Here is a 24,368-nt window from a genome sequence, read left to right as displayed (position 1 = left end):
CGCGTCCCCGCCTCGGTGCGGCGGTCGGTGAGGTCCTCGACGGTCGGGGCGACCTGCTTGACGAACTTCACCCGGGCGTTGGCGGGCGTCCACACTCGCAGTGCCGCCCCCGGCGCCCACTCCGCCGACCGTTCCCCCGCCTGCGGCGCAGCCGACGCCCCCGGCTCCCGCCACGACACGCCGGACTCCGGCGCGGGCGCAGCCTCGCGCTCCGCCCCCGGCGCCCACTCCGCCGACCGTTCCCCCGCCTGCGGCGCCGCCGACTCCGACCACGACGCTCCGGACTCCGGCGCGGGCGCAGCCTCGCGCTCCGGCCCCGGGACCCACGCCACCGACCGTTCCCCCGCCTGCGGCGCAGCCGACGCCCCCGGCTCCCGCCACGACACGCCGGACTCCGGCGCGGGCGCAGCCTCGCGCTCCGGCCCCGGGGCCCACGCCGCCTGCTTCTCCCGCGACACCCCCTGCCCCGAAGGGGCTCCGGGCCTGCCGTCGGGCTCGACCGCCGTCGGTCGCCCCGCTGCCTGCGGCGCAGCCGGCACCTTCGGCTCACGCTCCGAGGGCCCCTGCCCTTGGTCCCGCGTCGGCGGGCGCTGCTCGGTGGGCTGCGGGGCCGGGCGGTCCTCCGTGGTGTCGCGGGTCGGCCAGGCCGCCTCCGCCCAGCTGCGGGTGGCGGGGGCGGGCTGGGGCGGTTCGGCGGCGGCTTCGGGGGCGAAGAGGCCTGCGGCGGCGGTGAACCAGTCGTCCACGGAGGTGGTGTCGGTCGCGGCGTCGGGAGTGTCGGGGAGGGTGCCGGCGGGGCCCGCGTAGACGGTGTGCCACCAGGTGTCGTCGGGTCGGGTCGGCCCGGGTGCGCCCTGCTCGTTCAACTGACGGCTCCTGATTGCTTCGTGGGAATGCCGGTTGTCGGGCCATTCTTCCGAAGCTCGCCGACGCTGTCCGGGAATCGGAACATCGCACCGTGGCCCGGGGAGGGGTTCCGGCCACCGCGGGGCGAAATGAGCCGTGGCCAGGGCCGTCCGGCGGAAATTCTCAGCCCAAGGGGGGCACCGCTTCACCCGTTCGGCTGATTAATATGTGCGCATGACCGCGCCAGGACTCCGCACTCGACCCCGGGAAGGGACCGCGTCCGCGGTGTTCCGCCCGGTGGCGGCGCTGTGGTCCGTGCTGTTGGCCGCCCTGCTGGCGCTGCTGCCGTGCGCGGCGAACGCCCGCACCGTGAGCTCCCCGCCGCCCGGCACCGTCACGTCCGTGCGGGCGGTGTCGACCGTCGTCCCGGCGGCGGCCGCCGTCCTCGCGGACCGGGCGGCATCGCCGTCGGGCCACCAGCACGCGACGGGGCCGGACGAGTCCGGCCTGCGCATCCTGTGCACCGCGGACGGTCCGAACCGGATTCCCGGTCACGGCTGTTCCAGTCATTCCTTCTGCGGCCCGGAGTCGCAGCTCCCGAACGCGCCCCCGCAACCCGGCGCGGTCGTCCTGCCGCAGTTGGTGGCCCCGCCCGCGTCGCCCGCCGCCCCGGTGGTCGACGTCCGACCGGCGCCGCACCACGCGCCCGACCTGCACGCACTCCAGGTTCACCGGTCCTGAGCGGAACCCACCGCCGGCCCGTCCCCCGTTCGCGGGGCGGTCGGCGGCTCCGCTGCCCCCACCCCACCGCAGACCGCCGTGCGCCGCACGGCGGGGACAAGGACAACATCCATGGGTTCCGCCTCCAAGCAGTCCTCCCAGCCCACCGGCAAGCAGCCCAAGCCGGGCAGCAAGGCCGCCCAGCAGGCCGACCGCCGGGCCAGGATCGCCGAACTGCGCGCCATCGAGCAGCGCCGTGAGCGCCGCAACAAGATCATCACCATCGGCGTCTCCGCCGCCCTCGTGCTCGGCATGATCGGCGGCGGCACCTGGCTGGCGCTGGACGCCAAGCACAAGAAGGACGCCAAGGCCGCCGAGGCCGCCGCGCCGATCGACGGCGTCAAGACCTGGGAGAAGCTGGGCCGCACCCACGTCCAGACCGAGGTCAAGTACGACCAGACCCCGCCGGTCGGCGGCGACCACAACCCGGTCTGGGCGACCTGCATGGGCACCGTGTACGACCAGCCGGTGAAGAACGAGAACGCGGTGCACTCGCTGGAGCACGGCGCGGTCTGGGTCACCTACAACGGCAAGGCCACCCCGGACGACATCAAGGCGCTGGGCGACAAGGTCAAGGCCACCCCGTACAGCCTGATGAGCCCGTACCCGGACGAGCAGGGCACCATCACGCTCACCGCCTGGGGCACCCAGCTGACCGTCGACAACGCGCAGGACCCGCGGATCGACACCTTCTTCACCAAGTACGTCCAGGGTCCGCAGACCCAGGAGCCGGGCGCGTCCTGCAGCTCGGGCACGATGTGACCGGCGACCGGGAGCAGCCGGAGGCCGTCCGGCCGCGCCGCCGCACCCTGTGGTGGCCGGCCGCGCTGGCGGCGGTGGTCGCGCTCGGCCTCGGGGTGCCCGCCCTGGTGTCCAGCGGCACGCCCGCGTCCGGAAGTTCCGCGTCCGCGCCGGGCACCGACTCGGCGGAGGCCGGGTTCGCGCGCGACATGGCCGCCCACCACCAGCAGGCGATCGACATGTCGTTCATCGTCCGCGACCGCACCCAGGACCAGCCGGTCCGCACCCTGGCGTTCGACATCATCAACACCCAGGCCAACCAGCGCGGCATGCTGATGGGCTTCCTCGACCAGTGGGGCCTGACCCAGGCCGGCCCGGGCAAGCCGATGGCCTGGATGGGCCACACCTACCAGGCCCACGACGGTTCGCTGATGCCCGGCATGGCGACCAACACCGACCTGGAGAAGCTCCGCACGCTCAACGGCCGCGACGCGGAGGTCTTCTACCTCCAGTTGATGCTCGCCCACCACAAGGGCGGCGTGGACATGGCCCAGGCGTACGTGGACGCGGCGAAGAACGACGTGGAGAAGCGGCTCGCGCAGACCATGGTCAACGGCCAGAAGGCCGAGATCGACCTGATCACGGGCATGCTCACGGAACGCGGCGCACAGCCGACACCGTGACCTCCCACCCCCGAGGGGCGCCACCCGGAACCACCCGGGCGGCGCCCCTCGGGCGTTCCCGCCCACCGCGCGCAGCGAGCACCGCTGCCCAGAAGTGAGCCGCGGGCCGGAACGACGAGCAACAGCACCGTCCGGCCGCCCGTCGCTTCTCCCGGCTCAGCAGCAGAACCGCTCGGCCGCGGCGGGGCTGGGCCGGCGGGCGACCGTCAGCCCCCATCGACGTCTCCACCCGACCGCTCAGCGAGCTGCCGGGACGGCGAGCAGCAGGACCGCCCGGCCGCCGCCCGACCCGCCGGTGCCGTCCGTCTCTCACACGGCCGACAGGTCAGTGACCGTGAGCGGCCAGCAGCAGCACTCTCCAGCCGCTCGTCACTTCTCCGTCGCAGCTCCCGACTCCGCCAGCCATCAGCGGCTCTGCGCGAAGGCGGCGAGCCGCCACCTCCCCCATCGCCGTCTCCTCCCGCCTGCTCAGCAAGCTGCGAGGTGGGCAGCCGGAACGGCCGGCGACCGCCGATCCCCCACCACCTCCCCCGCCGCCGTCACCACCCGACCGCGCAGCGACCCGCGAGACGAGCCGCCAGGACGGCGAGCCACCGCCGGTCCCCCACCACCTCCCCCGCCGCCGTCACCACCCGACCGCGCAGCGACCCGCGAGACGAGCCACCGGGACAGCGAGTCTCCTCCGTCTCCTTCCTCCCGCTGCCCGACGGCTCTCAGCAGGAGGTGAGGCGTGCCGCGAGCGCGGCGAGGGCGGCGAGCAGGAGCAGGACCGTGCGGCCGCCGGGGGCCGGGTCGGCGAGGTGGACGGCGAGGGCCGGGAGGGCGGTGCCGAGGGCGGTGCCGAGGCTGCGGACCATGTTCACCAGGCCGCCGCCGACGGCCGAGCTCGGGGCGGGTATGGCGCGCATCACCAGGGCGTTGTTGGCGGGCAGCAGCAGCCCGAGTCCGTAGCCGGCCACCAGCAGCGGGCCGACCGCCGCAGCGGAGGTGGTCGCGGCGAGCGCCGCCAGCCCGGCCGCGGCGAGCAGCGCGCCGGCCCGGCAGCGCTTCGCGTCGTCCCAGCCGCGCGGCAGCATCGCGCCGCCGGCCGTCGCGGCCAGTGCGAACGCCGCGGGCAGCGCGGTGATCACCAGGCCGGCGGTGGCGGCGGACGCCCCGCGCCCGGTCAGCAGCACGGGTTCCAGGACCAGCGGGCAGAACAGCAGCAGGTAGCCGATCAGCGCCACCACCAGCCCGGACCGGATGCCGGGGGTGTTCATCAGGCCGGGCGGGACGAGGGGGCGGTCCGCGCGCCGCTCCTGCCGGACCAGTGCGGCCGCCGCGACGGCCGCCAGCAGGGCCAGCGCGGCCACCGCCCAGCCGGGGAGCGGCAGTCCGGAGGCGGCGGACAGCGCCAGCAGCAGCGCGGTGGACGCGGTGGCGAGCAGCAGCAGTCCGGCCAGGTCGAAGCGTCCGGGCTCGCGGGGGCGGGCCGGGCGGCGGCCGTCGGGGAAGGTGCGCGGCAGCAGGAACCAGCCCGCCAGGATGCCGACCGCGCCGATCGGGACGTTGACCCAGAACGCCCAGCGCCAGGAGGCGTGGGTGACCAGCAGTCCGCCGAGGGTGGGCCCGAGGGCGAGGCCGAGGGCCTGGGCGGCGGCCTGCACGCCGAGCGCGGTGCGCATCACCCGTTCGGGTACTCCCCGGGCGACCAGGGCCACGCTGTTGGCCTGCATCATCGCGCCGCCGACCGCCTGCACGGCGCGGCAGGCGACCAGCGCGGCGAGGCTGCCGGACAGTCCGGCGCCGAGCGAGGCGGCCGCGAACACCGCGAAACCACCCAGGTACATGGTTTTCCGGCCGACCAGGTCGGAGAGCCGCCCGATCGGGGCCAGCAGCGCGACCAGCACCAGCAGGTACGACAGCGAGACCCACTCGACGGCGGCGAGGCCCGCGTCGAAGCGGCGTTCCAGCGCGGGGAAGACCAGCGCGGTGACGCTCGCGGTGAGCTGCCCGAGGAACGCGCCCACGCAGACGGTGCCGACGGCCAGCCAGTGCGCGTGCGGCCAGCGGGCGACGGCGCGCGGACGCGGGCGCTCGGCGCGCCGCAGGGTGTCGAGCAGCCGGGGGGCGACGGCGGATTCGGCCATGTGAGCGAATATATCTGCCACCGACATATTCGCTCAAGGAGTATTTCCGCAGCCGCCGCATCTGGTTGCGGCCGACAACCATCGCCGCTGGTCAACGCCCGGGCCCGGGCGTCGCCGACACCGCCTGGCGCTACGCTGTCCGCCATGTCTTCGCAGCCCCAGCCCGCGCCCGGCCACCACGCACCGGACACCGACGCACTCGCCGGGGCCCAGCAGCTCACCGACGTCATCACCCGGCTGCGCCGCGCCCTGCGCAGCTCGATCCGCTCCGAATTCCCCTGGGAAGCACTGCCGATGGCCCAGGTCGAGCTGCTCCAGACGCTCGCCGTCGCCCCCATGCGGGTCGGCGAACTCGCCGCCCGGCAGCGGCTCGCGCCCAACACCGTCAGCGGCCTGATCTCCAAGCTGCTCGACGCCGGGCTGGTGGACCGCCAACCCGACCCGGGCGACCGCCGCACCGCCCGGATCGCCCTCACCGAGGCCGGCCACCAGCAACTCCGCGACTGGCAGAGCGCCCACGAACGCCGCCTCGCCGCCGCCCTCGCCGGCCTCACCCCCGCCGACCGGGCCGCCGTCATGCACGCCCTCCCCGGCCTCGACCGCCTCGCCCACGCCCTCACCGGCTCCGACCCGACCCGCTGACACCGCCGGCCGGCCGACCACCGGGCCCCGCCCCGGCCCACCGCCGGCCCCCACGTCCATGTCCGATTCCCGCCAGTCGGCCCCTCGGCGATGCCGCAGACTGGAAGGCGTGATCGACGACGAGACCAGGTACCGAGCCGTGCACAGCCGGGACGCCCGCTTCGACGGGGTGTTCTTCACGGCTGTCCGCACCACCGGCATCTACTGCCGTCCGAGCTGCCCGGCCACCACCCCGAAACGCACCAACTGCTCGTTCTACCCGACGGCGGCCGCCGCCCAGGGGGCCGGCTTCCGGGCCTGCCGGCGCTGCCGGCCCGACTCGGTGCCCGGCTCGCCCGAGTGGAACCACCGCGCCGACCTGGTCGGCCGGGCCGTCCGGCTGATCGGCGACGGCGTGGTGGACCGCGAGGGCGTCGCCGGGCTCGCCGGCCGGCTCGGCTACAGCGCCCGCCAGCTCCAGCGCCAGCTGACCGCCGAGCTCGGCGCCGGCCCGCTCGCACTGGCCCGCGCGCAGCGCGCCCAGACCGCCCGGCTGCTCCTGCAGACCACCGAACTCCCGGTCACCGACGTGGCGTTCGCCGCCGGCTTCGCGTCGGTGCGGCAGTTCAACGACACCATCCGCGAGGTCTACGACCGCACCCCCAGCACGCTGCGCACCGAACGCGGCGGCCACCGCCGCTCCCCCGTCGCGGCCGGCGCGCTCGGCCTGCGGCTCGCGTACCGGGGCGCCATCGACACCGGGCACCTGCTGGACTTCCTCGCGCTGCGGGCCGTCCCGGGCGTCGAGGAGGTCGTCCCCGGGCCGCGCCCCGGCACCCGCACCTACCGGCGCACCCTGGCCCTGCCGTACGGGCACGGCATCGCCGAGGTCGACGGCCTCGCCCTGGGCGACCACCCGGCGCGCGGCTGGCTGGACTGCCGCCTCACCCTCAGCGACCTGCGCGACCTCACCACGGCCGTGCACCGGCTGCGCGCCCTGTTCGACCTGGACGCCGACCCGGACGCGGTCGACGGCCGGCTCGCCGCCGACCCGCTGCTCGCCCCGCTCGCCGCCGCCCGCCCCGGGCTGCGCTCCCCCGGCCACGTCGATCCGCACGAGCTCGCCGTCCGCGCCGTGCTCGGCCAGCAGATCAGCGTCGCCGCCGCCCGCACCCTGGCCGGCCGGCTCGCCGAGACCTACGGCGCGCCGCTGCCCGCCGCCGACGGGGGCCTGCGCCTGCTGTTCCCGACCGCCGCCGCGCTCGCGGCCGCCGACCCCGGGCAGCTGGCGATGCCGCAGTCCCGCCGCCGCGCGCTGCTCGGCCTGTGCGCCGCCCTCGCCGAGGGCGCCGTCCGGCTCGATCCGGGCGTGGACCGCGAGCAGGCCGCCGCGGAACTGCTCGCGCTGCCCGGCATCGGCCCGTGGACGGTCGGCTACCTGCGGATGCGCGCCCTCGCCGACCCCGACGTCTTCCTCCCCACCGACATCGGCGTCCGCGACGGCCTGCGCGCCCTCGGCGAGACGGGCGAGCCGCGCGCCGCCGCCGACCGCTCCGCCGCCTGGGCGCCCTGGCGCTCCTACGCCCTGCACCACCTGTGGTCGGCCGCCGCGGCCCACCACACCGCCCTCCGCACCCGCACCCGCACCCGCAAGGACCTGGCATGACCACCGTCTTCACCACCATGGACAGCCCGCTCGGCACCCTGCTGCTCAGCGGCACCCTCGACGAGGAGCACGGCTTCGCGCTCACCGCCGTCACCGCGCCGAACCAGAAGTACGCGCTCACCGAGCCCGCCGTCGACTGGCGGCCCGACCCGGACGCGCTGGCCCCCGCCGTCGACCAGCTCACCGCGTACTTCGCCGGCGAGCGCACCACGTTCGACCTGCCGCTCGCCCCGGTCGGCACCGACTTCCGCCGCCGGATCTGGGAGACCCTCGACGACATCCCCTACGGCGCCACCGTCACCTACGGCCAACTCGCCGACGCCGCAGGCCAGTCCCCGCGCGCCGTGCGCGCCGTCGGCGGCGCCGTCGGAGCCAACCCCCTGCTGATCATCCGCCCCTGCCACCGCGTCATGGGCGCCAACGGCAGCCTCACCGGCTTCGCGGCCGGCATCGACGCCAAGCGCTGGCTGCTCGCCCACGAGAGCGGCGAGGGCCTGTTCTGACGGCACGTCACCCCGGCGGCAGTTGCTCGATCCGCCGGGCGAGCCGGGCGGTGTCGGGGGCGGCGAGGCTGCGGTAGAGCTCGTGGGAGGCCGCGAACCGCTCCCCGGCGACGTCCAACTCGCCCTGCGCCAGCGCGAGTTCGCCGAGCCACTCGATGCTGCGGGCCTGCCAGTGCGGTGCGCCCGCCGCGACGAACCCCGCCCGGGCGGCCTCCAGTTCGGCCCCGGCCTGCCCGTACCGCCCGAACACCAGGTACGCCCGGCCCCGGATCGCCCGCGCCCGGTACACCTCGTACTGGTCGCCGACGGCGGCGAAGTCCTCGACGGCCGACGACAGTTGACGCACCGCCTCGGCCTCGTCCGCGGCATCCGTGGCGACCTCGCCGAGCGCGACCCGGAGCAGGCCGACGCCCCGCCGGTAGCCGATCGCCTCCCAGTGCGCCAGCGCCTGCTCGAAGCGGGCGCGCGCGGCATCGAGCTCGCCGAGGTCGCGGTGCGCGTGCCCGAGCCCGATCAGGGCCTGCCCCTTGCCCTTCCGGTCGCCGAGCGCCTCGGCCACCGCGAGCGCCTGCGCGAACCAGTCGGCGGACTCCTCGATCCGGCCGGCGTTGCGCCGCCCCTGCCCGAGGGAGGTGAGCATCCGCTGCTCGGCGTCGCGGTCCCCGACCTCGCGGGCGGCGGCCAGCCCCAGGGTGTTGGTCTCCAGTTGCATCGCGTGCGGCCGCAGGCGGACGAACATCGGCTGCATCGCGTCCGCCAGCTGCCAGGTCAGCGTGTGGCGGCGATTTCCGGTCGCGTCCCTGAGCACGGCCATCAGCTGGTCGCGTTCCCGGTCGAACCAGCCGAGCGCCGCCGCCTCCTCGGTGAACTCCGGGACGTGCAGCGGAGGTTGACGGTAGTCCCGGGCCATCCGACGGTGGCTGGGCATGATCAGCGCCTCGGCCGCGGTGGCCGCCGCCAGATAGTGCTCGCCGACCCGGCGCACGGCGGCCTCGCACTGCTCGGGCGAATCCTCGGCCTGCCCGGTCTCCCTGGCGTGCAGCCGGACCAGGTCGTGGAACCGGTAGCGGCCCTCGCCCCGCTCCTCCAGCAGGTGCGTCCCGGCGAGCAGGTCGAGCGTGGCGTCGGCGTCCGCCAGCGGGAGTTCGGCGGCGGCGCCGGCCGACTCCGGCGTGAACTCCGTCAGCGGGAGCTGCCCGAGCAGCCGGTACAGCCGGCCCGCCGCCGGATCCAGCACCCGGTACGAGGCGTCCAGCGCGCCGCGCACCGCGCTCTCGCCGTCCAACCGCAGCGCCGCCAGCCGATCGGCCTCCCGGCGCAGCGCCTCGGCGGTCGCCGCGAGCGGCTGGCGGGGGCGGGACGCCATCCGCGCGCCGGCCACGCAGATCGCCAGCGGCAGGCCGGCGCAGCGGCTCACCACCTGTTCGACGGCGGGCAGTTCGGCGGCGACCCGGGCCGCGCCGATCCGTTGCGCCAGCAGGCCGGTGGCGGCTTCCCGGTCGATCAGGCCGACCGGCAGGAACCCGGCGCCGTCCATCGCCAGGCCGTCGAGCCGGGTGCGGCTGGTGACCACCGTGACGGAGTGCTCGGCGCCGGGCAGCAGGGCCCGGACCTGGGCGGCGGTGGCGGCGCTGTCCAGCAGGACGCCGATCCGCCGGTTCGCCGCGGCGGACCGCCACAGGGCGGCCGCCTCGTGCAGTTCGGCGGGCGCCCGGGCGAGGCCCAGCGCCCGCAGGAACGCGCCGAGCACCTCGACCGGGTCGGTCGGGCCGCCGGGCGCGTGGCTGCGCAGATCGGCGTAGAACAGCCCGTCCGGGAACTCCGCCGCGCGGCGCCGCAGCCAGCTCCCCGCCAGCGCGCTCTTCCCCACCCCGGCCGGTCCGATCAGCACCAGGCAGCGCCCGCCCGGCGGCGGGGGCGCATTCAACTCGCCGTCGAGCGCCGCGAGTTCCCCCTCGCGCCCGAGGAGGTGCGCAGGGGCGGGTGGAAGCTGTTGCGGTACCGGAAGCAGCGCCGGAGCGTGCGAATGAACATGTACGCCCCCTTGGACGTCGCCCACCTGGAGGGCGACGCCCTCGACCCTGGCCTGGCCGGAGATGGCGTTGCGGTGGCCTTCCACGTGCTCGTTCCTCCACTGGATCGATCGGTACGGTCGCGTCCGGGGTGGGACGACAGCGGCCGGTCAGCACGTGGCCCGGCCGTGGACGACCGACCGCCCGCCGAAGGACGCCGACACCCGCGGCCGCGACTCGGGGAGCCGCCGCCTCCCGTGCGTCCCCGGCAGTCCCGGCGCAGCTGACGGCCGTCCGGGCGGCCCGTCCGGTGATCGGTGCCTGCCCTCCGGGCGGGGGGCGCGGCTTGTACCAGAAGGGCGTGAGAACGGCCGAAACAATGCGGGAAAACTGGCAGCGGATACTCGGAGGTGCTATAGCAGCATGCCCCCACCCGTGCCATGCTCACCTCCTGCGCGTCCGAGGAACCGGCGACAGGAGGCACCCGGGTGTATCTGCACTTGTTGGGTTCGGTGGAACTCTCGGTCTGTGGAAGGCCGTTGCCGATCAGTGGCTGGAAGGTCCGGATCCTGCTCGCCGCGCTGGCCATGGATCTGGAGCGCCCGGTCTCCCCCTCCGCGCTGATCGAACGCCTCTGGGACGGCGACCCCCCGGTCACCGCCCCCAGCACCCTGCAGTCCTACGTCTCCCGGCTGCGGACCGCGCTGCGGGACGCCGCCGAACTCGACACCGAATCCGGCGAGCGACTCGTCGAGATCGTCTCCCGCCCCGGCACCTACGCCCTGCGCGCCGAACCCGACCAGATCGACTGGCATGCCTACCGCCGGCTGGCCCGGGAGGCCAACACCCTGGTCGAGGCGGGCGAGGACCGGCAGGCCCTCGACCTGCTCGACGACGCCGACGACATCTGGCAGGGCGAGCCACTGGCCGGACTGCCCGGCGAATGGGCCCAGCAGACCCGCAAGTTCATGCACGACCGCTGGCTCGCCGTCCAACTGACCCGCTCCGAAATCGAGTTACGCCTCGGCCGGTACGCCGACCTGGTCCCCACCCTGGCCGAACTCGCCGCCGAGAACCCGCGGAACGAGCGCGTCGCCGCCGACTTGATGACCGCCCTCTACGGCAGCGGTCGCATCGCCGAGGCCCTCGCCGTCCACCGCCGCATCCGCAAGTTACTCGACCGCGACCTCGGCACCAGACCCGGCGAACGCCTCAACACCCTCAACCACCACATCCTCAACGGCGCCGACGTCACCACCCTCATCCCCCACCCGGCCGCCACCCCTCGCACCACCACTTTGCCTCCAGCCGCCACCCGCCCGGGGCCGCCGAAGCGCCCCACCGGCCTGCTGGATGTTCCCGAACTAGTCGGCCGCGAGGACGAGTTGGCGCTGATCACGGCCGCCGCGCGAGGCGAGTGGCCGGGCCGGACGGAGGGCCGGGGCAGCGGAGCAGGCAGGCCGGTGATCGCCGTCAGCGGGCTGCCCGGCAGCGGAAAGACCGCCCTCGCCACCGTCGCCGCCGACCGCCTGCAGGGCCACTTCCCGGACGGCGTCCACATGCTGCGACTCGGCACCTACTCGGGTGCGCAGCACGATCCCAGCCCCGAGGCCGCCGCCACCGCACTGCTGCGGCAGTTCGGCGTCCCGGCCGGGCGGATCCCGGTGGAGCGCGAGGAACTCCTCGGCCAGTGCCGCGAGTTGCTCACCCACCGACATGCCCTGGTGGTCCTCGACGACGCCGCCGGCCCCGGCCAGATCGGGCCACTGCTGCCGTCCAGACCCGGCTCGTTCGTCCTGGTGACCGGTCGGCACCGGATGTCCGCCCTCCCCGCCGTCGTCACTGTCCCGCTCGACGCCCTCGCCCCGGCCGCGTCCGCCGAGATGTTCGTCCGTCTGGCCGGCACCGACCGGACCGCCGACACCAACCGGCTCGCCGAGATCACCCGCCTGTGCGCCCACCACCCCCTGGCCCTCCACCTCGCCGCCGGGCGCTTCCGCTTCCGCTCCTCCTGGACCCTCGCCCACCTCGCGGACCGGCTCACCCGCAACGGCCTGCTGACCGAACTCGGCGACGGCCCCGACAGCCTCTGCGGCGCACTGGCCATGTCGTACCAGGACCTCTCCGCCGACCACCGGACGGCCTTCCGCAGACTGAGCCTGCACCCCGGCGCGGACTTCGGGCTGCGCACCGCCGCAGCGCTGATCGGCTGCCCGGTCGACCGCGCGGAACGGCTGATCGAGGACCTGCTGTCCGCCAGCCTGCTGGCCGAGCACTCCGCCGAGAGATTCAGCTACCACTCGCTCGTGCGCTCGTACGCGGTGGCGCGGGTGCAGCAGGAGGAGACCGAACAGGACCGTCGGGATTCGTTACGCCGCTCCACCAATTACCTTCTGTCGATGGCAGATTGGGCTGATCGGAAGATCCGCCCCGGGCGCTTCCGAATCCCCCTGGCCGCTCTCGTCCGAGTTCACGACGAAGGCCGCTCGCCCACCGGATCCGCCGAACCGGGCGACGAGGTCGAGCCGAATCGCTGGGTGTCCACCGAGATCGACACGCTGCTCAGCCTTCAGAAACACCTGCAAGCCGTCGGAGATCGCGAGTCGGCCGCCGCCCTCACCCATGTCGTCAGAGAACACGTGGAAACCCGGCACATGTGGCGTGAGGCCATGGAAATTCACCGCTCGGCCGCCGAGTACTGGCGCGACGCGGGTGCCGTCCTTCACGAGATGCATGCACAACTCGCCTTGGCCACCGCCGAGTTGCAGGTGGCTCACTACCCTGCCGCCGAGCAGGCGGCGGAGCGCGCGCTGAGTCTGGCCCAGGCCGCCGGAGACCGCCGTGGCGCTGCGGAGGCCCTGGGGCGACTGGGCCAACAGCACTGGCATCAGGACGATCTGCACAGCGCTCGACAGCGGCTGAGCGAGGCACTCGGCCTCCTCCGCGAACTCGGCGACGCCGAGGCGGTGGCCCGCGCCGTCGGAAACCTCGGCATGGTACAGAGCGAGTTGGGGGACGCCCGGGGCGCGATCGACAGCCTGTCCGAGGCGTTGGCGTTCGCCCGCCGGGCCGGCGAAGAGGCGATGGCCCTGCGCGTCACCAACAACATCGGCGGACTCTACCTCGAGATTGGTGACGAATCCGCCGCCCGGCAGGCCTTCGAGTACGTGCAGAAAAGCGGCGAAGGGCTGATCGGCTCGATGGACATGGCAATTTGCCGAACGAATCTTGCCCGCCTTATGGATCTTCCCGAAGAACGCGACAAGGCGATTTCACTCGCCGATTCCGCCATTCACACCTTTCGACAGGCCGGCGCCGTTCGGCACCAGGCCAGCGCGTTGAATGTCATGGGACGGCTTCTCCTCCTCTCGGGAAAACCGGAGTCGGCATTCGACATGCATTCCGAGGCCCACCGAATCGCCCACTCCATCGGGGCGCCGCGCGAGAAGGTGGACGCCCTGAGTGGTCTGGATCAGGCGCAACGTGCACTACCGGGCCACCCCGCCCTCTTCGAGAGCGCCGGCCAGGCGGTCGATGGAGCGGCCACCGAGGAAACCTTGGCGCGGTACCGGAAGCTGCTCCGGTCAAAGGTCCCACCCAAGCCGGATCGAGCGTAAGTTCGACATTCGCACAAGAAGGCGATGGCCACGTCAAAAATCCCAGCACCCTGCCGTGCAGGCCACGCCGTCAGTGGTACCTCCGCGATTCAAACGAGCTGATTCGCGCTCATCCCTACCATGTGATTACTCTGGCCCCCACTACGCAGTTCCGCGTAGGCAGACCACGCACAGGGAGCTCAGAGCAACTTGCCCGAAACCCTCGCGCGCCGCATGTCCGAGGCATGCTGCGCCACGCACACCTCGTTCGTGAACCACCGGACTGCCTCGGCGCTCCCCGGCTCCATACCGGGCGGGCCTCGCACCAACGAGCCGGGCACCTGCTCCTGGCTCGGGATCTGGCTTCTGGCCCCGATGTTCTAGCCGGAGCTCGGCTTCGTTGGTACGACCTCTCCGCGCCCCGGGCGTGCCCGGGGCGCGGGAGGGGGTCAGGGCCGGTAGCCGGTGCGGGCGGCCTTGGTGCGGGATTTGTGGTGGCGGGCGCGTTCGGCGCGGAGCCGGGCGTCGGTGCGGGAGGCGATCCAGGCGTTCTCGCGCTGGAGCTTGAGGTAGGACTCCCAGCGGCGCTCGGGCAGGGTGCCGTCGGTGAGGGCGGCGCGGACGGCGCAGCCGGGCTCGGTGCGGTGGGAGCAGTCGTCGTAGCGGCAGGCGGCGGAGATCTCGTCGATGTCGGCGAAGGCGAGGTCGATGCCTTCGCCGCCGAAGAGGCCGACGCCGCGCAGGCCGGGGGTGTCGATGACGCAGCCGCCGCCGGGCAGCGGGACGAGCTCGCGGGTGGTGGTGGTGTGCCGGCCCTTCTCGTCGACGCTGCGGACCTGCTGGACCGTCATGGCGTGGGTGCCGGCCAGCGCGTTGGTGAGGGTGGACTTGCCGGCGCCGGACTGGCCGATGAGCGCGCAGGAGCCGGTGGCGAGGGCGCGCAGGGCGTCCATGCCGGCCCCGGTCTCGGCGCTGACCGTCAGCACGGTGACCCCGGGGGCGATCGCCTCGACGTCCGCCCGGACGAATTCGCCGTCGTGCACCAGGTCGGACTTGGTGAGGACGATCAGCGGTTCGGCCCCGCTTTCCCAGGCCAGGGCGAGCAGGCGCTCGATCCTGCCCAGGTCGGGATCCGCGGCGAGCGAGACGGCGATCAGGACGGTGTCGATGTTGGCGGCCAGCACCTGACCTTCGGAGCGCTTGTGGGCGCCCTTGCGGACGATCGCGGTGCTGCGGGTCAGTACGGCGGTGACGGCGGGCAGCGGCCGGGCGGACGGATCGACGGCCACCCAGTCGCCCGTGCACGGGTTGTGGATGGTGTCGGCCGTGGTGACCGGCCGGGTGTCGGCGCGCAGCGTGCTCGGCTCGCCGGTCTCGGCGTCGACGAGCAGGACGTCGCAGCGGCCGCGGTCGATGCGGGTGATCCGCCCGGCGAGCAGGCCCGCCTCGGCGTGCGGGTGGAAGGCGGCGGCCCGGTCCTCGTCCCAGCCGAGGCCGGAGAGCGGGTGGGCAGCAGTGGTCGTGGAAGACAACGGGGTGAACCCTTCGGGGTACGGGTGGCCCCGGCCGCACCACGGCGGTGTCAGCGTATGGGCGACACCGGATCGAGGCCGGCCGCAGACCTGGGGGTACAGGACTCGGTGGACTTCTGAACGCGGGAAACAACACCTGCAAGGACAGGCCTCACGGTCCTCACCTCCTCTGCTGCGGCTCTGCGGCGACATGCCTCGCGCACCCCGCCGTGGGGCGCCCTCGATCGGCGCGGGCCACGTTAGTACCCTCCGACCCCGCCCGCCACCGAATTTCCGCCCCGTCGCCGAAGAGGCCCAACAGGCCCTCTCTGCAAGGAAGTTGACACAAGGGTTCCGCAAGCGTCCGCAAGGGTTCTCCAGTCGTCCCGCCACCGCGCGCGGACATCTCTGGGACGCGGGGGTGCACGGGGCACCCCCGTCCGGTGGGAGGCCGGGAAGGACAAAGGGGGGATGCCTCGTGTCATGGGCGACTCTGCCCGACTGCAAGCGCGTGCTGGCAGTGGTGCACACCGAGGTGTACGGCCAGCGGCTGCGCGAGATCTGCGAGCTGCTGGGATCGGATCTGCGGGTGCAGGTGGTCTTCACCGTCGCACCGCACGCGTTCAACGACGGGGTGGCCGCGTTCCTGATGCGGCTCGGCGGCACGGTGGTGCCGTGGGAGGAGGCCGTGCGGACCGGGTTCGACCTGATCCTGGCGGCCGGTTCGCGCGGGATCGAGCAGTTGCGCGGCCCGCTGGTGCGGCTGCCGCACGGAGCCGGGCACGTGGGGCTGACCCGCGCGCTGCCGCCGGTGGGTTCGGTGACCGGCGTCCGGGACCAGGGCGGCGGCACCGGTGCGGCGCAGCACGAGCGGCAGGTGGCCGGCCTGGGCCGGGAGTACCTGCTGTGGGAGGGGCGGCCGGTCGCGGCGGCGTACGCGCTGCCGCACCGGGACGACCTGACGGAACTGGAGCGGACCTGCCCGGAGGTGCTGCCGGTCTCGGAGGTGGTCGGCGACGGCGACCACGACCGGATCGCGGCGGCGCTGCCCAGACGGGAGGAGTACCGGGCGGCGCTCGGGCTGGCGGACGGCGAACAGCTGGTGCTGCTCTGCTCGACCTGGGGCCCGAGCTCGGTGTTCGGCAGGCTGGACGCGCTGCTGCCGAGGCTGGTGCGCGAGCTGCCCGCCGGACGGTTCCGCACCGCGCTGGTGGTGCACCCCAACGTGTCGGCGGGGCACGGCCGCTGGCAGGTGCGCCGCTGGGTGGACGGGGTGTCCGGCGGGTCGGTGGCGCTGGTGACGCCGGAGGAGGACTGGCGTCCGCTGCTGGTCGCCGCGGACTACGTGATCGGCGACCACGGCTCGGTGACGCTGTACGCGACGCTCACCCGGGCCCGGATCCTGCTCGCCCGGTTCCCGCACCGGGACGTCAATCCGCGCTCGCCGGGCATGCAGCTGGCGCTGACCGCCCCGGCGCTGGACCCGGCGCGCCCGCTGGCCGGCCAGCTCGCGTACGCGGACCGGACCTACCGGCCGGAGGCGTACGCGGAGATCGGCGCCCGGATCTCCTCGGAGCCGGGCGAGTTCCTGCCGAGGATCCGCCGGCTGCTCTACCGGGTGCTGAACCTGGGCGAGCCGGCCTACCCGCCCACCGAGCCGCCGCTGCCGCTGCCCGGCCCGCTGACGGGAGGCGCCCGGTGGCAGTGAAGGTGACGGTCCACCTGCCGGCCACCGCCGACGCCCCGGCCCGCGTCGACCGCCACCTCGCGGCCGGGGTCGACGAGCCGGAGCGGGTGCGGCACCTGGCGGACGTGCTGCACGGCGGGTGCCCGGACGTGGCGGAGGAGCTGTGGCTGCGCCACCCGGGCTGCGCGGTGCTCGCGGTGCCGGGCCCGGACGGCACGGTGCACGTCCGCTTCCGCGGCGGCACGCTGACCGTCCGTCCGGCGGAGCGCGGGACCGGGGCGGCACCGGCGAACGGCGGGCCCGGTGCGGCGGCGCTGGCGGGTTCGCTGGTGCACGCGCTGCTCGCCACCGGCGGTGCGATCCTGCGATGAGATGAGAGAGAAGAGCCCCGCCCCGGGCGCTCCGGGGCGGGGCTCACCGCACTGCCGACGGCTGCCTCAGTCGGGCCGGCGGCGGGTGCCGCCGAGGCGGCGGCGGACGTCGTCGTGGGGGAGGAAGCCGGCCCAGCGCTCGGGATATTCGCTGGGCGCGTCGCCGCCGTCCTCCTCGTCGAAGAGCTCCTCGTCGTGGCCGTCGGCGAGCCCGAACTGGCGGGTGCGTTCGGCGCGTTCGGCGGCCCGGCGGGCGGCGGCCTCGCGGCCGCGCTGGACGGCGGCGTCCTCGGTGAGGCGCTCGACCTCGGCGCGGGCGTCGGCGGTCTCGACGGCGGGCCAGCGGCGGTCTATGGCGGCGTTCATCGCGGCGCCGATGAGGACGGCGAGCGCCACCACGAAGATCCACAGCAGCACGGCGACGGGCGCGGCGAGCGAGCCGTAGACCGAGGGCCCCTCGACCGAGCTGACCAGGTAGACCCGCAGCGCGACGCTGCACACCACCAGCACCAACAGGGCGACCAGCGCGCCGGGAATGTCCTCGCGCCAGGGCGTGCTGACGGGTACGGCGACGTGGTAGAGGGTGGTGAGGGAGAGGACCAGCAGCAGGATCGCGGCGGGCCAGTAGAGCGAGTTGATCACGCCGGCCGACGCCTGGAAGCTGTTGATCAGCAGTCCGGGCCCGAGCACCAGCAGCGGCAGCACCAGGGAGCCGATCACCAGCGCGCCGAGGTAGAGGCCGAGCGACATCATCCGGGTCTTGACCAGGCCGCGTTTGCCGTCCAGGCCGTACATCACGGTGATGGTGTCGATGAAGATGTACAGCGCCCGCGAGCCGGACCACAGCGAGAGCAGGAAGCCGAGCGAGATCAGGTCGGGCCGGGCGTTGTCGAAGACGCTGGTGAGCAGCGGTTGGACGATCTGGTCGATGGAGCTCGGTGAGAGCACCGTCCCAGCGGCTGAGACGATGTCCGCCTCCAGCCGCACGATGGTGCCGGCGCCGAGGATGTCGTCGAGGTAGCCGAGGGTGCCGGCCAGGCAGAGCAGCAGCGGCGGGATCGACAGGAGGGTGAAGAACGCGGCTTCCGCGGCGAGTCCGGTGACGCGGTACTCGACGCAGGTGTTGGTGGTGTCCTTCACCAGCGCCCACAGGGTGCGGTACCAGGTGGTTCGCTTCGCGGCGCGGCGGCGTCCGCCGCGGCGGCGGGAGGGTCGGTCGCCGGTCGGTCCGGGCCCCCCGGTTGGATGCGGAGTACTGCCTGCTGCTTGCACGCCCCTACGGTATCGGCCCCCGCTCGCGCTCCGGCGCGCCGCCGCCGGGATGCGACGGGCCGCAGGGCGCGGAGCGGCCGCACCCCGGCCTTCGTCCCATGATGCGAAACTCCAGCGTCCAGGATTCGGACGACAGTGGACCGCGAGCGACCGGCCGTGCGAATCTCTTGCCATGCCGAGCGCCGGAACCACCCTAGTTGGCCGACTTCACGTCGACCTCCTTCGCGTGTCCAGCGCCATCTGTCCGGTGACCTGAGCCCCACCCGCACGCCGCCATCCCACCGGCGCCCTGCCCGCCCATCCCCGCCGTCGCGGATGCGCGCACCACCCCCCGGCCCAGCGTCACCCCTCCCGCCGCCTGCTGAAATCCGCAGGTGGGAGCGGGGCACGCCCGGGGATCCGCCAGCACCCCCGCACCTGCCACGCCGCTCAAAGGACTGACACCATGGCCCGCACTCCCGAGCCGGACGAGCCTCAGGCCGGCGCCGCCGCCGCCCGCCCCGCCGCTCGCAAGGCGACCCGCCACCGCGGCGAGGGCCAGTGGGCGATGGGGCACTACACCCCGCTGAACGCCAACGAGCAGTTCAAGAAGGACGACGACGGTCTCAACGTTCGGACACGCATTGAGACGATCTACTCCAAGTCGGGCTTCCACTCGATCGACCCGGCGGACCTGCGCGGCCGGATGCGCTGGTGGGGCCTGTACACCCAGCGCCGCCAGGGCATCGACGGCGGCCGCACCGCGATCCTGGAGCCGCACGAGCTGGAGGACGAGTACTTCATGCTGCGGGTGCGCATCGACGGCGGTCAGTTGACCGTCGCTCAGCTGCGCGCCGTCGGCGAGGCGTCCGAGCAGTACGCGCGCGGCACCGCCGATGTGACGGACCGGCAGAACGTCCAGTACCACTGGGTGCGGATCGAGGACGTCCCGGCGATCTGGGAGAAGCTGGAGTCGGTCGGCCTGTCCACCACCGAGGCGTGCGGCGACTGCCCGCGCGTGGTGATCGGCTCGCCGGTGGCGGGCATCGCCGCCGACGAGATCATCGACGGCACCTGGGCCATCGACGAGATCAACCGCCGGTACATCGGCAACCCCGAGTACTCCAACCTGCCGCGCAAGTTCAAGACCGCGATCTCCGGCTCGCCGCTGCTGGACGTGGTCCACGAGATCAACGACATCGCGTTCGTCGGCGTGGTCCACCCCGAGCACGGCCCGGGCTTCGACCTGTGGGTCGGCGGCGGCCTGTCCACCAACCCGAAGCTGGGCGTCCGGCTCGGCGCCTGGGTGCCGCTCCAGGACGTCCCGGACGTGTGGGCCGGCGTGATCGGCATCTTCCGCGACTACGGCTACCGGCGGCTGCGCAACCGCGCCCGGTTGAAGTTCCTGGTCGCCGACTGGGGGCCGGCCAAGTTCCGGCAGGTCCTCCAGGACGAGTACCTGAAGCGGGAGTTGACGGACGGTCCGGGCCCGGAGCAGCCGGCCGGCCGCTGGCGCGACCACGTGGGCGTGCACCAGCAGAACGACGGCCGGTTCTACGTCGGCTTCGCGCCGAAGGTCGGCCGGCTGAACGGCAAGCTGCTCCAGCAGATCGCCGACCTGGCCGCCGAGCACGGCTCGGACCGGGTGGCGACCACCGTCGAGCAGAAGCTGATCGTGCTGGACGTCGAGCAGGACCGGGTCGACTCGCTGGTGGCCGGCCTGGAGGCGCTCGACCTGCGGGTCACCCCGTCCGCGTTCCGGCGCGGCACGCTGGCCTGCACCGGCATCGAGTACTGCAAGCTCGCGATCGTCGAGACCAAGGACCGCGGCCGCACCCTGATCGAGGAACTGGAGCGCCGGCTGCCGGAGTTCGACGAGCCGCTGAGCATCAACATCAACGGCTGCCCGAACGCCTGCGCCCGCATCCAGACCGCCGACATCGGCCTCAAGGGCCAGCTGGTCACCGACGCGGACGGGCAGCAGGTCGAGGGCTTCCAGGTGCACCTGGGCGGCTCGCTCGGCTTCGAGAACGCCGCGTTCGGCCGCAAGATCCGCGGCCTGAAGGTCACCAGCGCCGAACTGCCCGACTACGTCGAGCGCCTGCTGGTCCGCTACCAGGCGGACCGCCAGGACGGCGAGCGCTTCGCGCAGTGGGCGGTGCGGGCGAGCGAGGAGCAGCTGTCGTGAGTGAGCGAGCCGCGCCGTTCTACTGCCCGTACTGCGGGGACGAGGACCTGCGCCCGTCCGAGAGCGGCCACGGCGCGTGGGAGTGCCGGGCCTGCCGCCGGGGCTTCCAGCTGAAGTTCCTCGGCCTGTTGTCGACGTCCGACGGGGAGACCGGAAATGACCACCGCGACTGACTACGAGGCCGCCGCGCTGAAGGCGGGCCGTGAGCTGGAGGAGGCGTCCGCGCAGGAGATCCTGCGGTGGGCGGCCGACACCTTCGGCAAGCGGTTCTGCGTCACCTCCTCGATGGAGGACGCGGTGGTCGCGCACCTGGCCTCCACCGTGCTGCCCGGCGTGGACGTGGTGTTCCTGGACACCGGCTACCACTTCGCGGAGACCATCGGCACCCGGGACGCGGTCGCCGCGACCATGCCGGTCAACGTGATCACGCTGACGCCGAAGCTCACCGTGGACGAGCAGGACGCCCAGTACGGGCCGCGGCTGCACGACCGCGACCCGGACCTGTGCTGCGCGCTGCGCAAGGTCGAGCCGCTGAACCGGGGCCTGGGCGGCTACGACGCCTGGGCGACGGGCCTGCGCCGCGACGAGTCGCCGTCCCGGGCGAACACCCCGGTGGTGGCCTGGGACGCCAAGCGCCGCAAGGTGAAGCTCGCCCCGATAGCCCGCTGGACGCAGCAGGACGTGGACGCGTACGTGCAGGCCAACGGGGTACTGCTGAACCCGCTGCTGTGGGAGGGCTACACCTCGATCGGCTGCTCGCCGCTGTCCTGCACCGCCAAGCCCGGCGAGGGTGAGGAGGGGCGGGCCGGCCGCTGGGCGGGCTCCGGCAAGACCGAGTGCGGCATCCACCTCTGAGCCGCCCGCAGTTGTTCCACCGTCACCGACCGTCAGGAGTTACCACCGTGACCACCGCCGACACCCCGGCAGCGGGCCGCGAGCGCGGCGCCACCGTGTGGCTGACCGGGCTGCCCAGCGCCGGAAAGACCACGTTGGCGTTCGCGTTGGCCGAGCGGCTGCGCGCCGAGGGCCACCGGGTCGAGGTGCTGGACGGTGACGAGATCCGCGAGTTCCTCTCCAAGGGCCTCGGGTTCTCCCGCGAGGACCGGCACACCAACGTCACCCGGATCGGCTTCGTCGCCGAGAAGCTCGCCGCCAACGGCGTCAAGGTGCTCGCCCCGGTGATCGCCCCGTTCGCGGACTCCCGCGCCGCGGTGCGCGAGCGGCACGCCGCGAACGGCACCGAGTTCCTGGAGATCCACGTCGCCACGCCGGTCGAGCTGTGTTCGGAGCGGGACGTCAAGGGCCTGTACGCCAAGCAGGCGGCGGGCGAGATCTCCGGGCTGACGGGCGTCGACGACCCGTACGAGGCCCCGGAGAAGCCCGAGTTGCGCCTGCAGACGCAGGGTCGGACGGTGGCCGAGTCCGCCGGCGAACTGCACGCCTTCCTGACCGAGAGGGGCTTGGCATGACCGTCATCACCCAGCGCCTGGACCGGCCCGCCGACAACCCCTACGCGCTGTCGCACCTGGACGCCCTGGAGGCGGAGTCGGTGCACGTCTTCCGCGAGGTGGCGGGCGAGTTCGAGCGGCCGGTGATCCTGTTCTCCGGCGGCAAGGACTCCATCGTGATGCTGCACCTCGCGCTGAAGGCGTTCGCGCCCGCGCCGGTGCCGTTCGCGCTGCTGCACGTGGACACCGGGCACAACTTCCCCGAGGTCATCGAGTACCGCGACCGGGTGGTGGCGCGGCACGGCCTGCGGCTGCACGTCGCCTCCGTCCAGGACTTCATCGACCGCGGCGTGCTGCGCGAGCGCCCCGACGGCACCCGCAACCCGCTGCAGACCGTCCCGCTGCTGGACGCCATCGAGTCGAACAAGTTCGACGCGGTGTTCGGCGGCGGCCGGCGCGACGAGGAGAAGGCCCGCGCCAAGGAGCGGGTGTTCTCGCTGCGCGACGAGTTCGGCGCCTGGGACCCGCGCCGCCAGCGCCCCGAGCTGTGGTCGCTGTACAACGGCCGGCACGCGGTCGGCGAGCACGTCCGGGTGTTCCCGCTGTCCAACTGGACCGAGCTGGACGTCTGGCAGTACATCGAGCGCGAGAACATCGCCCTGCCGGAGATCTACTACGCCCACCATCGCGAGGTGTTCCGGCGCGACGGTATGTGGCTGACCGCCGGCGAGTGGGGCGGCCCGAAGGAGCACGAGGGCGTCGAGACCCGGCTGGTGCGCTACCGCACCGTCGGCGACATGTCCTGCACCGGCGCCGTCGACTCCGACGCCGACACCATCGAGGCCGTGATCGCCGAGATCGCCGCCAGCCGCCTCACCGAGCGCGGCGCGACGCGGGCCGACGACAAGCTGTCCGAGGCCGCCATGGAAGACCGCAAGCGCGAGGGGTACTTCTAAGCATGACCACAGCCCAGCCCTCTGAACAGCGGGGCGCCACCTCGCTGCTGCGCTTCGCCACCGCGGGCAGCGTCGACGACGGCAAGTCCACCCTGGTGGGCCGGCTGCTGCACGACTCCAAGTCGGTGCTGGCCGACCAGTTGGAGGCCGTCGAGCACGCCTCCCGCCGCCGCGGCCAGGACGCGCCCGACCTGGCGCTGCTCACCGACGGCCTGCGCGCCGAGCGCGAGCAGGGCATCACCATCGACGTCGCGTACCGCTACTTCGCCACCGCCCGGCGCCGGTTCATCCTCGCCGACACCCCCGGCCACGTGCAGTACACCCGCAACATGGTGACCGGCGCGTCCACCGCCGAACTCGCCGTGGTGCTGGTCGACGCCCGCAACGGCGTGGTCGAGCAGACCCGCCGGCACGCCGCCGTCGCCGCGCTGCTGCGCGTCCCGCACGTCGTGCTGGCCGTCAACAAGATGGACCTGGTCGACTACGCGGAGCCGGTGTTCGCGGCCATCGCCGAGGAGTTCACCGCCTACGCGGCCACGCTCGGTGTGAAGGACGTCGTCGCGGTGCCGATCTCGGCGCTGGCCGGCGACAACGTGGTCGAGCCGTCCGGGCACATGGACTGGTACGGCGGCCCGACGCTGCTGGAGCACCTGGAGACCGTCCCGGTCGGCTCCGACCCGAGCGTCGAGCCGGCCCGGTTCCCGGTCCAGTACGTGATCCGGCCGCAGTCCGAGGAGCACCACGACTACCGGGGCTACGCCGGGCAGTTGGCCTCCGGCGTGCTGCGGGTCGGCGACCCGGTGACGGTGCTGCCCTCGGGCCACACCAGCACCGTCGCGGCGATCGACGCGCTCGGCGTGGCCACCGACGTCGCCTGGGCGCCGCAGTCGGTGACCGTCCGGCTCGCCGACGACATCGACATCTCCCGCGGCGACCTGCTCGCGGCCGGCCCGACCGCCGTCCCCAGCAAGGACATCGAGGCGACGGTCTGCCACCTGAACGAGCGTCCGCTGCACGTCGGCGCGAAGGTGCTGCTCAAGCACACCACCCGCACCGTGCGCGCGCTCGTCAAGGAGATCTCGTACCGGATCGACATCGACACGCTCGAACAGCGGCCCGGCGCCGAGGGGCTGAACGTCAACGACATCGGGCACGTGGTGCTGCGCACCGCCGAGCCGCTGGCCCTCGACCCGTACCGCGACAACCGCCGCACCGGCTCGTTCATCCTGATCGACCCGGCCGACGGCACCACGCTCACCGCCGGCATGGCGGGCGAGGCGTTCGACACCGTCGTCAGCACCATCGACGCTTCCACAGAGGAGGACTGGGTCTGATGCCCAGCGAGGCGTTCTCGGGCATGGACAAGGAAGGCGGCCGCA

Annotated in this window: 20 protein-coding genes and 1 pseudogene; 16 read left to right on the top strand and 5 right to left on the bottom strand. The window is 73.7% G+C overall.

Going from position 1 to position 24,368, the window contains the following annotated elements:
- Positions 1 to 866: pseudogene (locus ACWEMJ_RS15940) on the bottom strand (hypothetical protein); the annotation flags it as partial.
- Positions 867 to 1,080: 214 nt separating this feature from the next.
- Between ACWEMJ_RS15940 and ACWEMJ_RS15935 the strand changes: the two are divergent.
- From ACWEMJ_RS15935 to ACWEMJ_RS15925, 3 genes are all read left to right on the top strand, one after another.
- Positions 1,081 to 1,587, top strand: a complete 507-nt coding sequence (locus ACWEMJ_RS15935) for a hypothetical protein (protein ID WP_452137631.1) — start codon at positions 1,081 to 1,083, stop codon at positions 1,585 to 1,587.
- Between the two features lie 111 nt (positions 1,588 to 1,698).
- Positions 1,699 to 2,388, top strand: a complete 690-nt coding sequence (locus tag ACWEMJ_RS15930) for a DUF3105 domain-containing protein (protein ID WP_452137630.1) — start codon at positions 1,699 to 1,701, stop codon at positions 2,386 to 2,388.
- Positions 2,385 to 3,050, top strand: coding sequence for a DUF305 domain-containing protein (locus ACWEMJ_RS15925; protein WP_452137629.1), 666 nt, complete (start codon positions 2,385 to 2,387; stop codon positions 3,048 to 3,050). The genes ACWEMJ_RS15930 and ACWEMJ_RS15925 overlap by 4 nt, the downstream gene beginning before the upstream one ends.
- Before the next feature lie 713 nt (positions 3,051 to 3,763).
- Here the strand turns inward: ACWEMJ_RS15925 and ACWEMJ_RS15920 are convergent.
- Positions 3,764 to 5,179, bottom strand: coding sequence for an MFS transporter (locus ACWEMJ_RS15920; protein WP_452137628.1), 1,416 nt, complete (start codon positions 5,177 to 5,179; stop codon positions 3,764 to 3,766).
- A gap of 144 nt (positions 5,180 to 5,323) precedes the next feature.
- Between ACWEMJ_RS15920 and ACWEMJ_RS15915 the strand changes: the two genes are divergently transcribed.
- The 3 genes from ACWEMJ_RS15915 to ACWEMJ_RS15905 are packed head-to-tail and all read left to right on the top strand — an operon-like array spanning position 5,324 to position 7,969.
- Complete coding sequence (locus tag ACWEMJ_RS15915; protein ID WP_452137627.1) at positions 5,324 to 5,821, top strand: MarR family winged helix-turn-helix transcriptional regulator; 498 nt, start codon at positions 5,324 to 5,326, stop codon at positions 5,819 to 5,821.
- Positions 5,822 to 5,879: 58 nt separating this feature from the next.
- Positions 5,880 to 7,466, top strand: coding sequence for a DNA-3-methyladenine glycosylase 2 family protein (locus tag ACWEMJ_RS15910; protein WP_452137626.1), 1,587 nt, complete (start codon positions 5,880 to 5,882; stop codon positions 7,464 to 7,466).
- Positions 7,463 to 7,969 (top strand): methylated-DNA--[protein]-cysteine S-methyltransferase, encoded by a 507-nt coding sequence (locus ACWEMJ_RS15905; RefSeq protein ID WP_452137625.1) that lies wholly within the window; start codon positions 7,463 to 7,465, stop codon positions 7,967 to 7,969. The genes ACWEMJ_RS15910 and ACWEMJ_RS15905 overlap by 4 nt, the downstream gene beginning before the upstream one ends.
- A 7-nt stretch (positions 7,970 to 7,976) precedes the next feature.
- On the opposite strand, the gene ACWEMJ_RS15900 is transcribed toward ACWEMJ_RS15905, so the two are convergent.
- Complete coding sequence (locus tag ACWEMJ_RS15900) at positions 7,977 to 10,088, bottom strand: tetratricopeptide repeat protein (protein WP_452137624.1); 2,112 nt, start codon at positions 10,086 to 10,088, stop codon at positions 7,977 to 7,979.
- 432 nt (positions 10,089 to 10,520) lie between these two features.
- On the opposite strand from ACWEMJ_RS15900, the gene ACWEMJ_RS15895 reads away from it, so the two are divergent.
- Positions 10,521 to 13,598 (top strand): AfsR/SARP family transcriptional regulator, encoded by a 3,078-nt coding sequence (locus ACWEMJ_RS15895; RefSeq protein ID WP_452137623.1) that lies wholly within the window; start codon positions 10,521 to 10,523, stop codon positions 13,596 to 13,598.
- Positions 13,599 to 14,026: 428 nt separating this feature from the next.
- Here the strand turns inward: ACWEMJ_RS15895 and rsgA are convergent, their stop codons facing one another.
- Positions 14,027 to 15,109: a ribosome small subunit-dependent GTPase A gene (gene rsgA / locus ACWEMJ_RS15890; protein WP_452137622.1), complete on the bottom strand. Its 1,083-nt coding sequence runs from the start codon at positions 15,107 to 15,109 to the stop codon at positions 14,027 to 14,029.
- Between the two features lie 457 nt (positions 15,110 to 15,566).
- On the opposite strand from rsgA, the gene ACWEMJ_RS15885 reads away from it, so the two are divergent.
- A complete protein-coding gene (locus ACWEMJ_RS15885; RefSeq protein WP_452137621.1) occupies positions 15,567 to 16,796 on the top strand; it encodes a hypothetical protein in 1,230 nt (409 codons plus the stop codon).
- Positions 16,787 to 17,146: a hypothetical protein gene (locus ACWEMJ_RS15880; RefSeq protein WP_452137620.1), complete on the top strand. Its 360-nt coding sequence runs from the start codon at positions 16,787 to 16,789 to the stop codon at positions 17,144 to 17,146. Before ACWEMJ_RS15885 ends, ACWEMJ_RS15880 begins: the two co-directional genes overlap by 10 nt.
- Positions 17,147 to 17,212: 66 nt before the next feature.
- Here the strand turns inward: ACWEMJ_RS15880 and ACWEMJ_RS15875 are convergent, their stop codons facing one another.
- Positions 17,213 to 18,286: a YihY/virulence factor BrkB family protein gene (locus ACWEMJ_RS15875; RefSeq protein WP_452137619.1), complete on the bottom strand. Its 1,074-nt coding sequence runs from the start codon at positions 18,284 to 18,286 to the stop codon at positions 17,213 to 17,215.
- Positions 18,287 to 18,467: 181 nt separating this feature from the next.
- Here ACWEMJ_RS15875 and ACWEMJ_RS15870 point away from each other — a divergent pair, with 181 nt between their 5' ends.
- The 7 genes from ACWEMJ_RS15870 (at position 18,468) to ACWEMJ_RS15840 (ending at position 24,323) form a co-directional block, all read left to right on the top strand.
- Complete coding sequence (locus ACWEMJ_RS15870; RefSeq protein ID WP_452137618.1) at positions 18,468 to 18,674, top strand: putative leader peptide; 207 nt, start codon at positions 18,468 to 18,470, stop codon at positions 18,672 to 18,674.
- Between the two features lie 189 nt (positions 18,675 to 18,863).
- Positions 18,864 to 20,585, top strand: a complete 1,722-nt coding sequence (locus ACWEMJ_RS15865) for a nitrite/sulfite reductase (protein ID WP_452137617.1) — start codon at positions 18,864 to 18,866, stop codon at positions 20,583 to 20,585.
- A complete protein-coding gene (locus tag ACWEMJ_RS15860; protein ID WP_452137616.1) occupies positions 20,582 to 20,758 on the top strand; it encodes a hypothetical protein in 177 nt (58 codons plus the stop codon). Before ACWEMJ_RS15865 ends, ACWEMJ_RS15860 begins: the two co-directional genes overlap by 4 nt.
- A complete protein-coding gene (locus tag ACWEMJ_RS15855) occupies positions 20,742 to 21,440 on the top strand; it encodes a phosphoadenylyl-sulfate reductase (RefSeq protein WP_452137615.1) in 699 nt (232 codons plus the stop codon). Before ACWEMJ_RS15860 ends, ACWEMJ_RS15855 begins: the two co-directional genes overlap by 17 nt.
- A gap of 47 nt (positions 21,441 to 21,487) precedes the next feature.
- A complete protein-coding gene (cysC, locus tag ACWEMJ_RS15850; protein WP_452137614.1) occupies positions 21,488 to 22,054 on the top strand; it encodes an adenylyl-sulfate kinase in 567 nt (188 codons plus the stop codon).
- Positions 22,051 to 22,989 (top strand): sulfate adenylyltransferase subunit CysD, encoded by a 939-nt coding sequence (cysD, locus tag ACWEMJ_RS15845; protein WP_452137613.1) that lies wholly within the window; start codon positions 22,051 to 22,053, stop codon positions 22,987 to 22,989. Before cysC ends, cysD begins: the two co-directional genes overlap by 4 nt.
- A 2-nt stretch (positions 22,990 to 22,991) precedes the next feature.
- Complete coding sequence (locus ACWEMJ_RS15840) at positions 22,992 to 24,323, top strand: sulfate adenylyltransferase subunit 1 (RefSeq protein WP_452137612.1); 1,332 nt, start codon at positions 22,992 to 22,994, stop codon at positions 24,321 to 24,323.
- Positions 24,324 to 24,368 lie beyond the last annotated feature (45 nt).

It is taken from the genome of Kitasatospora sp. NPDC004531 (assembly GCF_053602195.1).
This window is presented reverse-complemented; position numbering and strand designations above follow the sequence as displayed.

What these genes read in the sequence shown, in the direction of transcription:
- ACWEMJ_RS15935 (WP_452137631.1), top strand. Translation starts at nt 1,081, where the DNA reads ATGACCGCGCCAGGACTCCGCACTCGACCCCGGGAAGGGACCGCGTCC.
- ACWEMJ_RS15930 (WP_452137630.1), top strand. Translation starts at nt 1,699, where the DNA reads ATGGGTTCCGCCTCCAAGCAGTCCTCCCAGCCCACCGGCAAGCAGCCC.
- ACWEMJ_RS15920 (WP_452137628.1), bottom strand. Translation starts at nt 5,179, where the DNA reads ATGGCCGAATCCGCCGTCGCCCCCCGGCTGCTCGACACCCTGCGGCGC.
- ACWEMJ_RS15915 (WP_452137627.1), top strand. Translation starts at nt 5,324, where the DNA reads ATGTCTTCGCAGCCCCAGCCCGCGCCCGGCCACCACGCACCGGACACC.
- ACWEMJ_RS15910 (WP_452137626.1), top strand. Translation starts at nt 5,880, where the DNA reads ATGTCCGATTCCCGCCAGTCGGCCCCTCGGCGATGCCGCAGACTGGAA.
- ACWEMJ_RS15905 (WP_452137625.1), top strand. Translation starts at nt 7,463, where the DNA reads ATGACCACCGTCTTCACCACCATGGACAGCCCGCTCGGCACCCTGCTG.
- ACWEMJ_RS15870 (WP_452137618.1), top strand. Translation starts at nt 18,468, where the DNA reads ATGCGACGGGCCGCAGGGCGCGGAGCGGCCGCACCCCGGCCTTCGTCC.
- ACWEMJ_RS15865 (WP_452137617.1), top strand. Translation starts at nt 18,864, where the DNA reads ATGGCCCGCACTCCCGAGCCGGACGAGCCTCAGGCCGGCGCCGCCGCC.
- ACWEMJ_RS15855 (WP_452137615.1), top strand. Translation starts at nt 20,742, where the DNA reads ATGACCACCGCGACTGACTACGAGGCCGCCGCGCTGAAGGCGGGCCGT.
- cysD (WP_452137613.1), top strand. Translation starts at nt 22,051, where the DNA reads ATGACCGTCATCACCCAGCGCCTGGACCGGCCCGCCGACAACCCCTAC.
- ACWEMJ_RS15840 (WP_452137612.1), top strand. Translation starts at nt 22,992, where the DNA reads ATGACCACAGCCCAGCCCTCTGAACAGCGGGGCGCCACCTCGCTGCTG.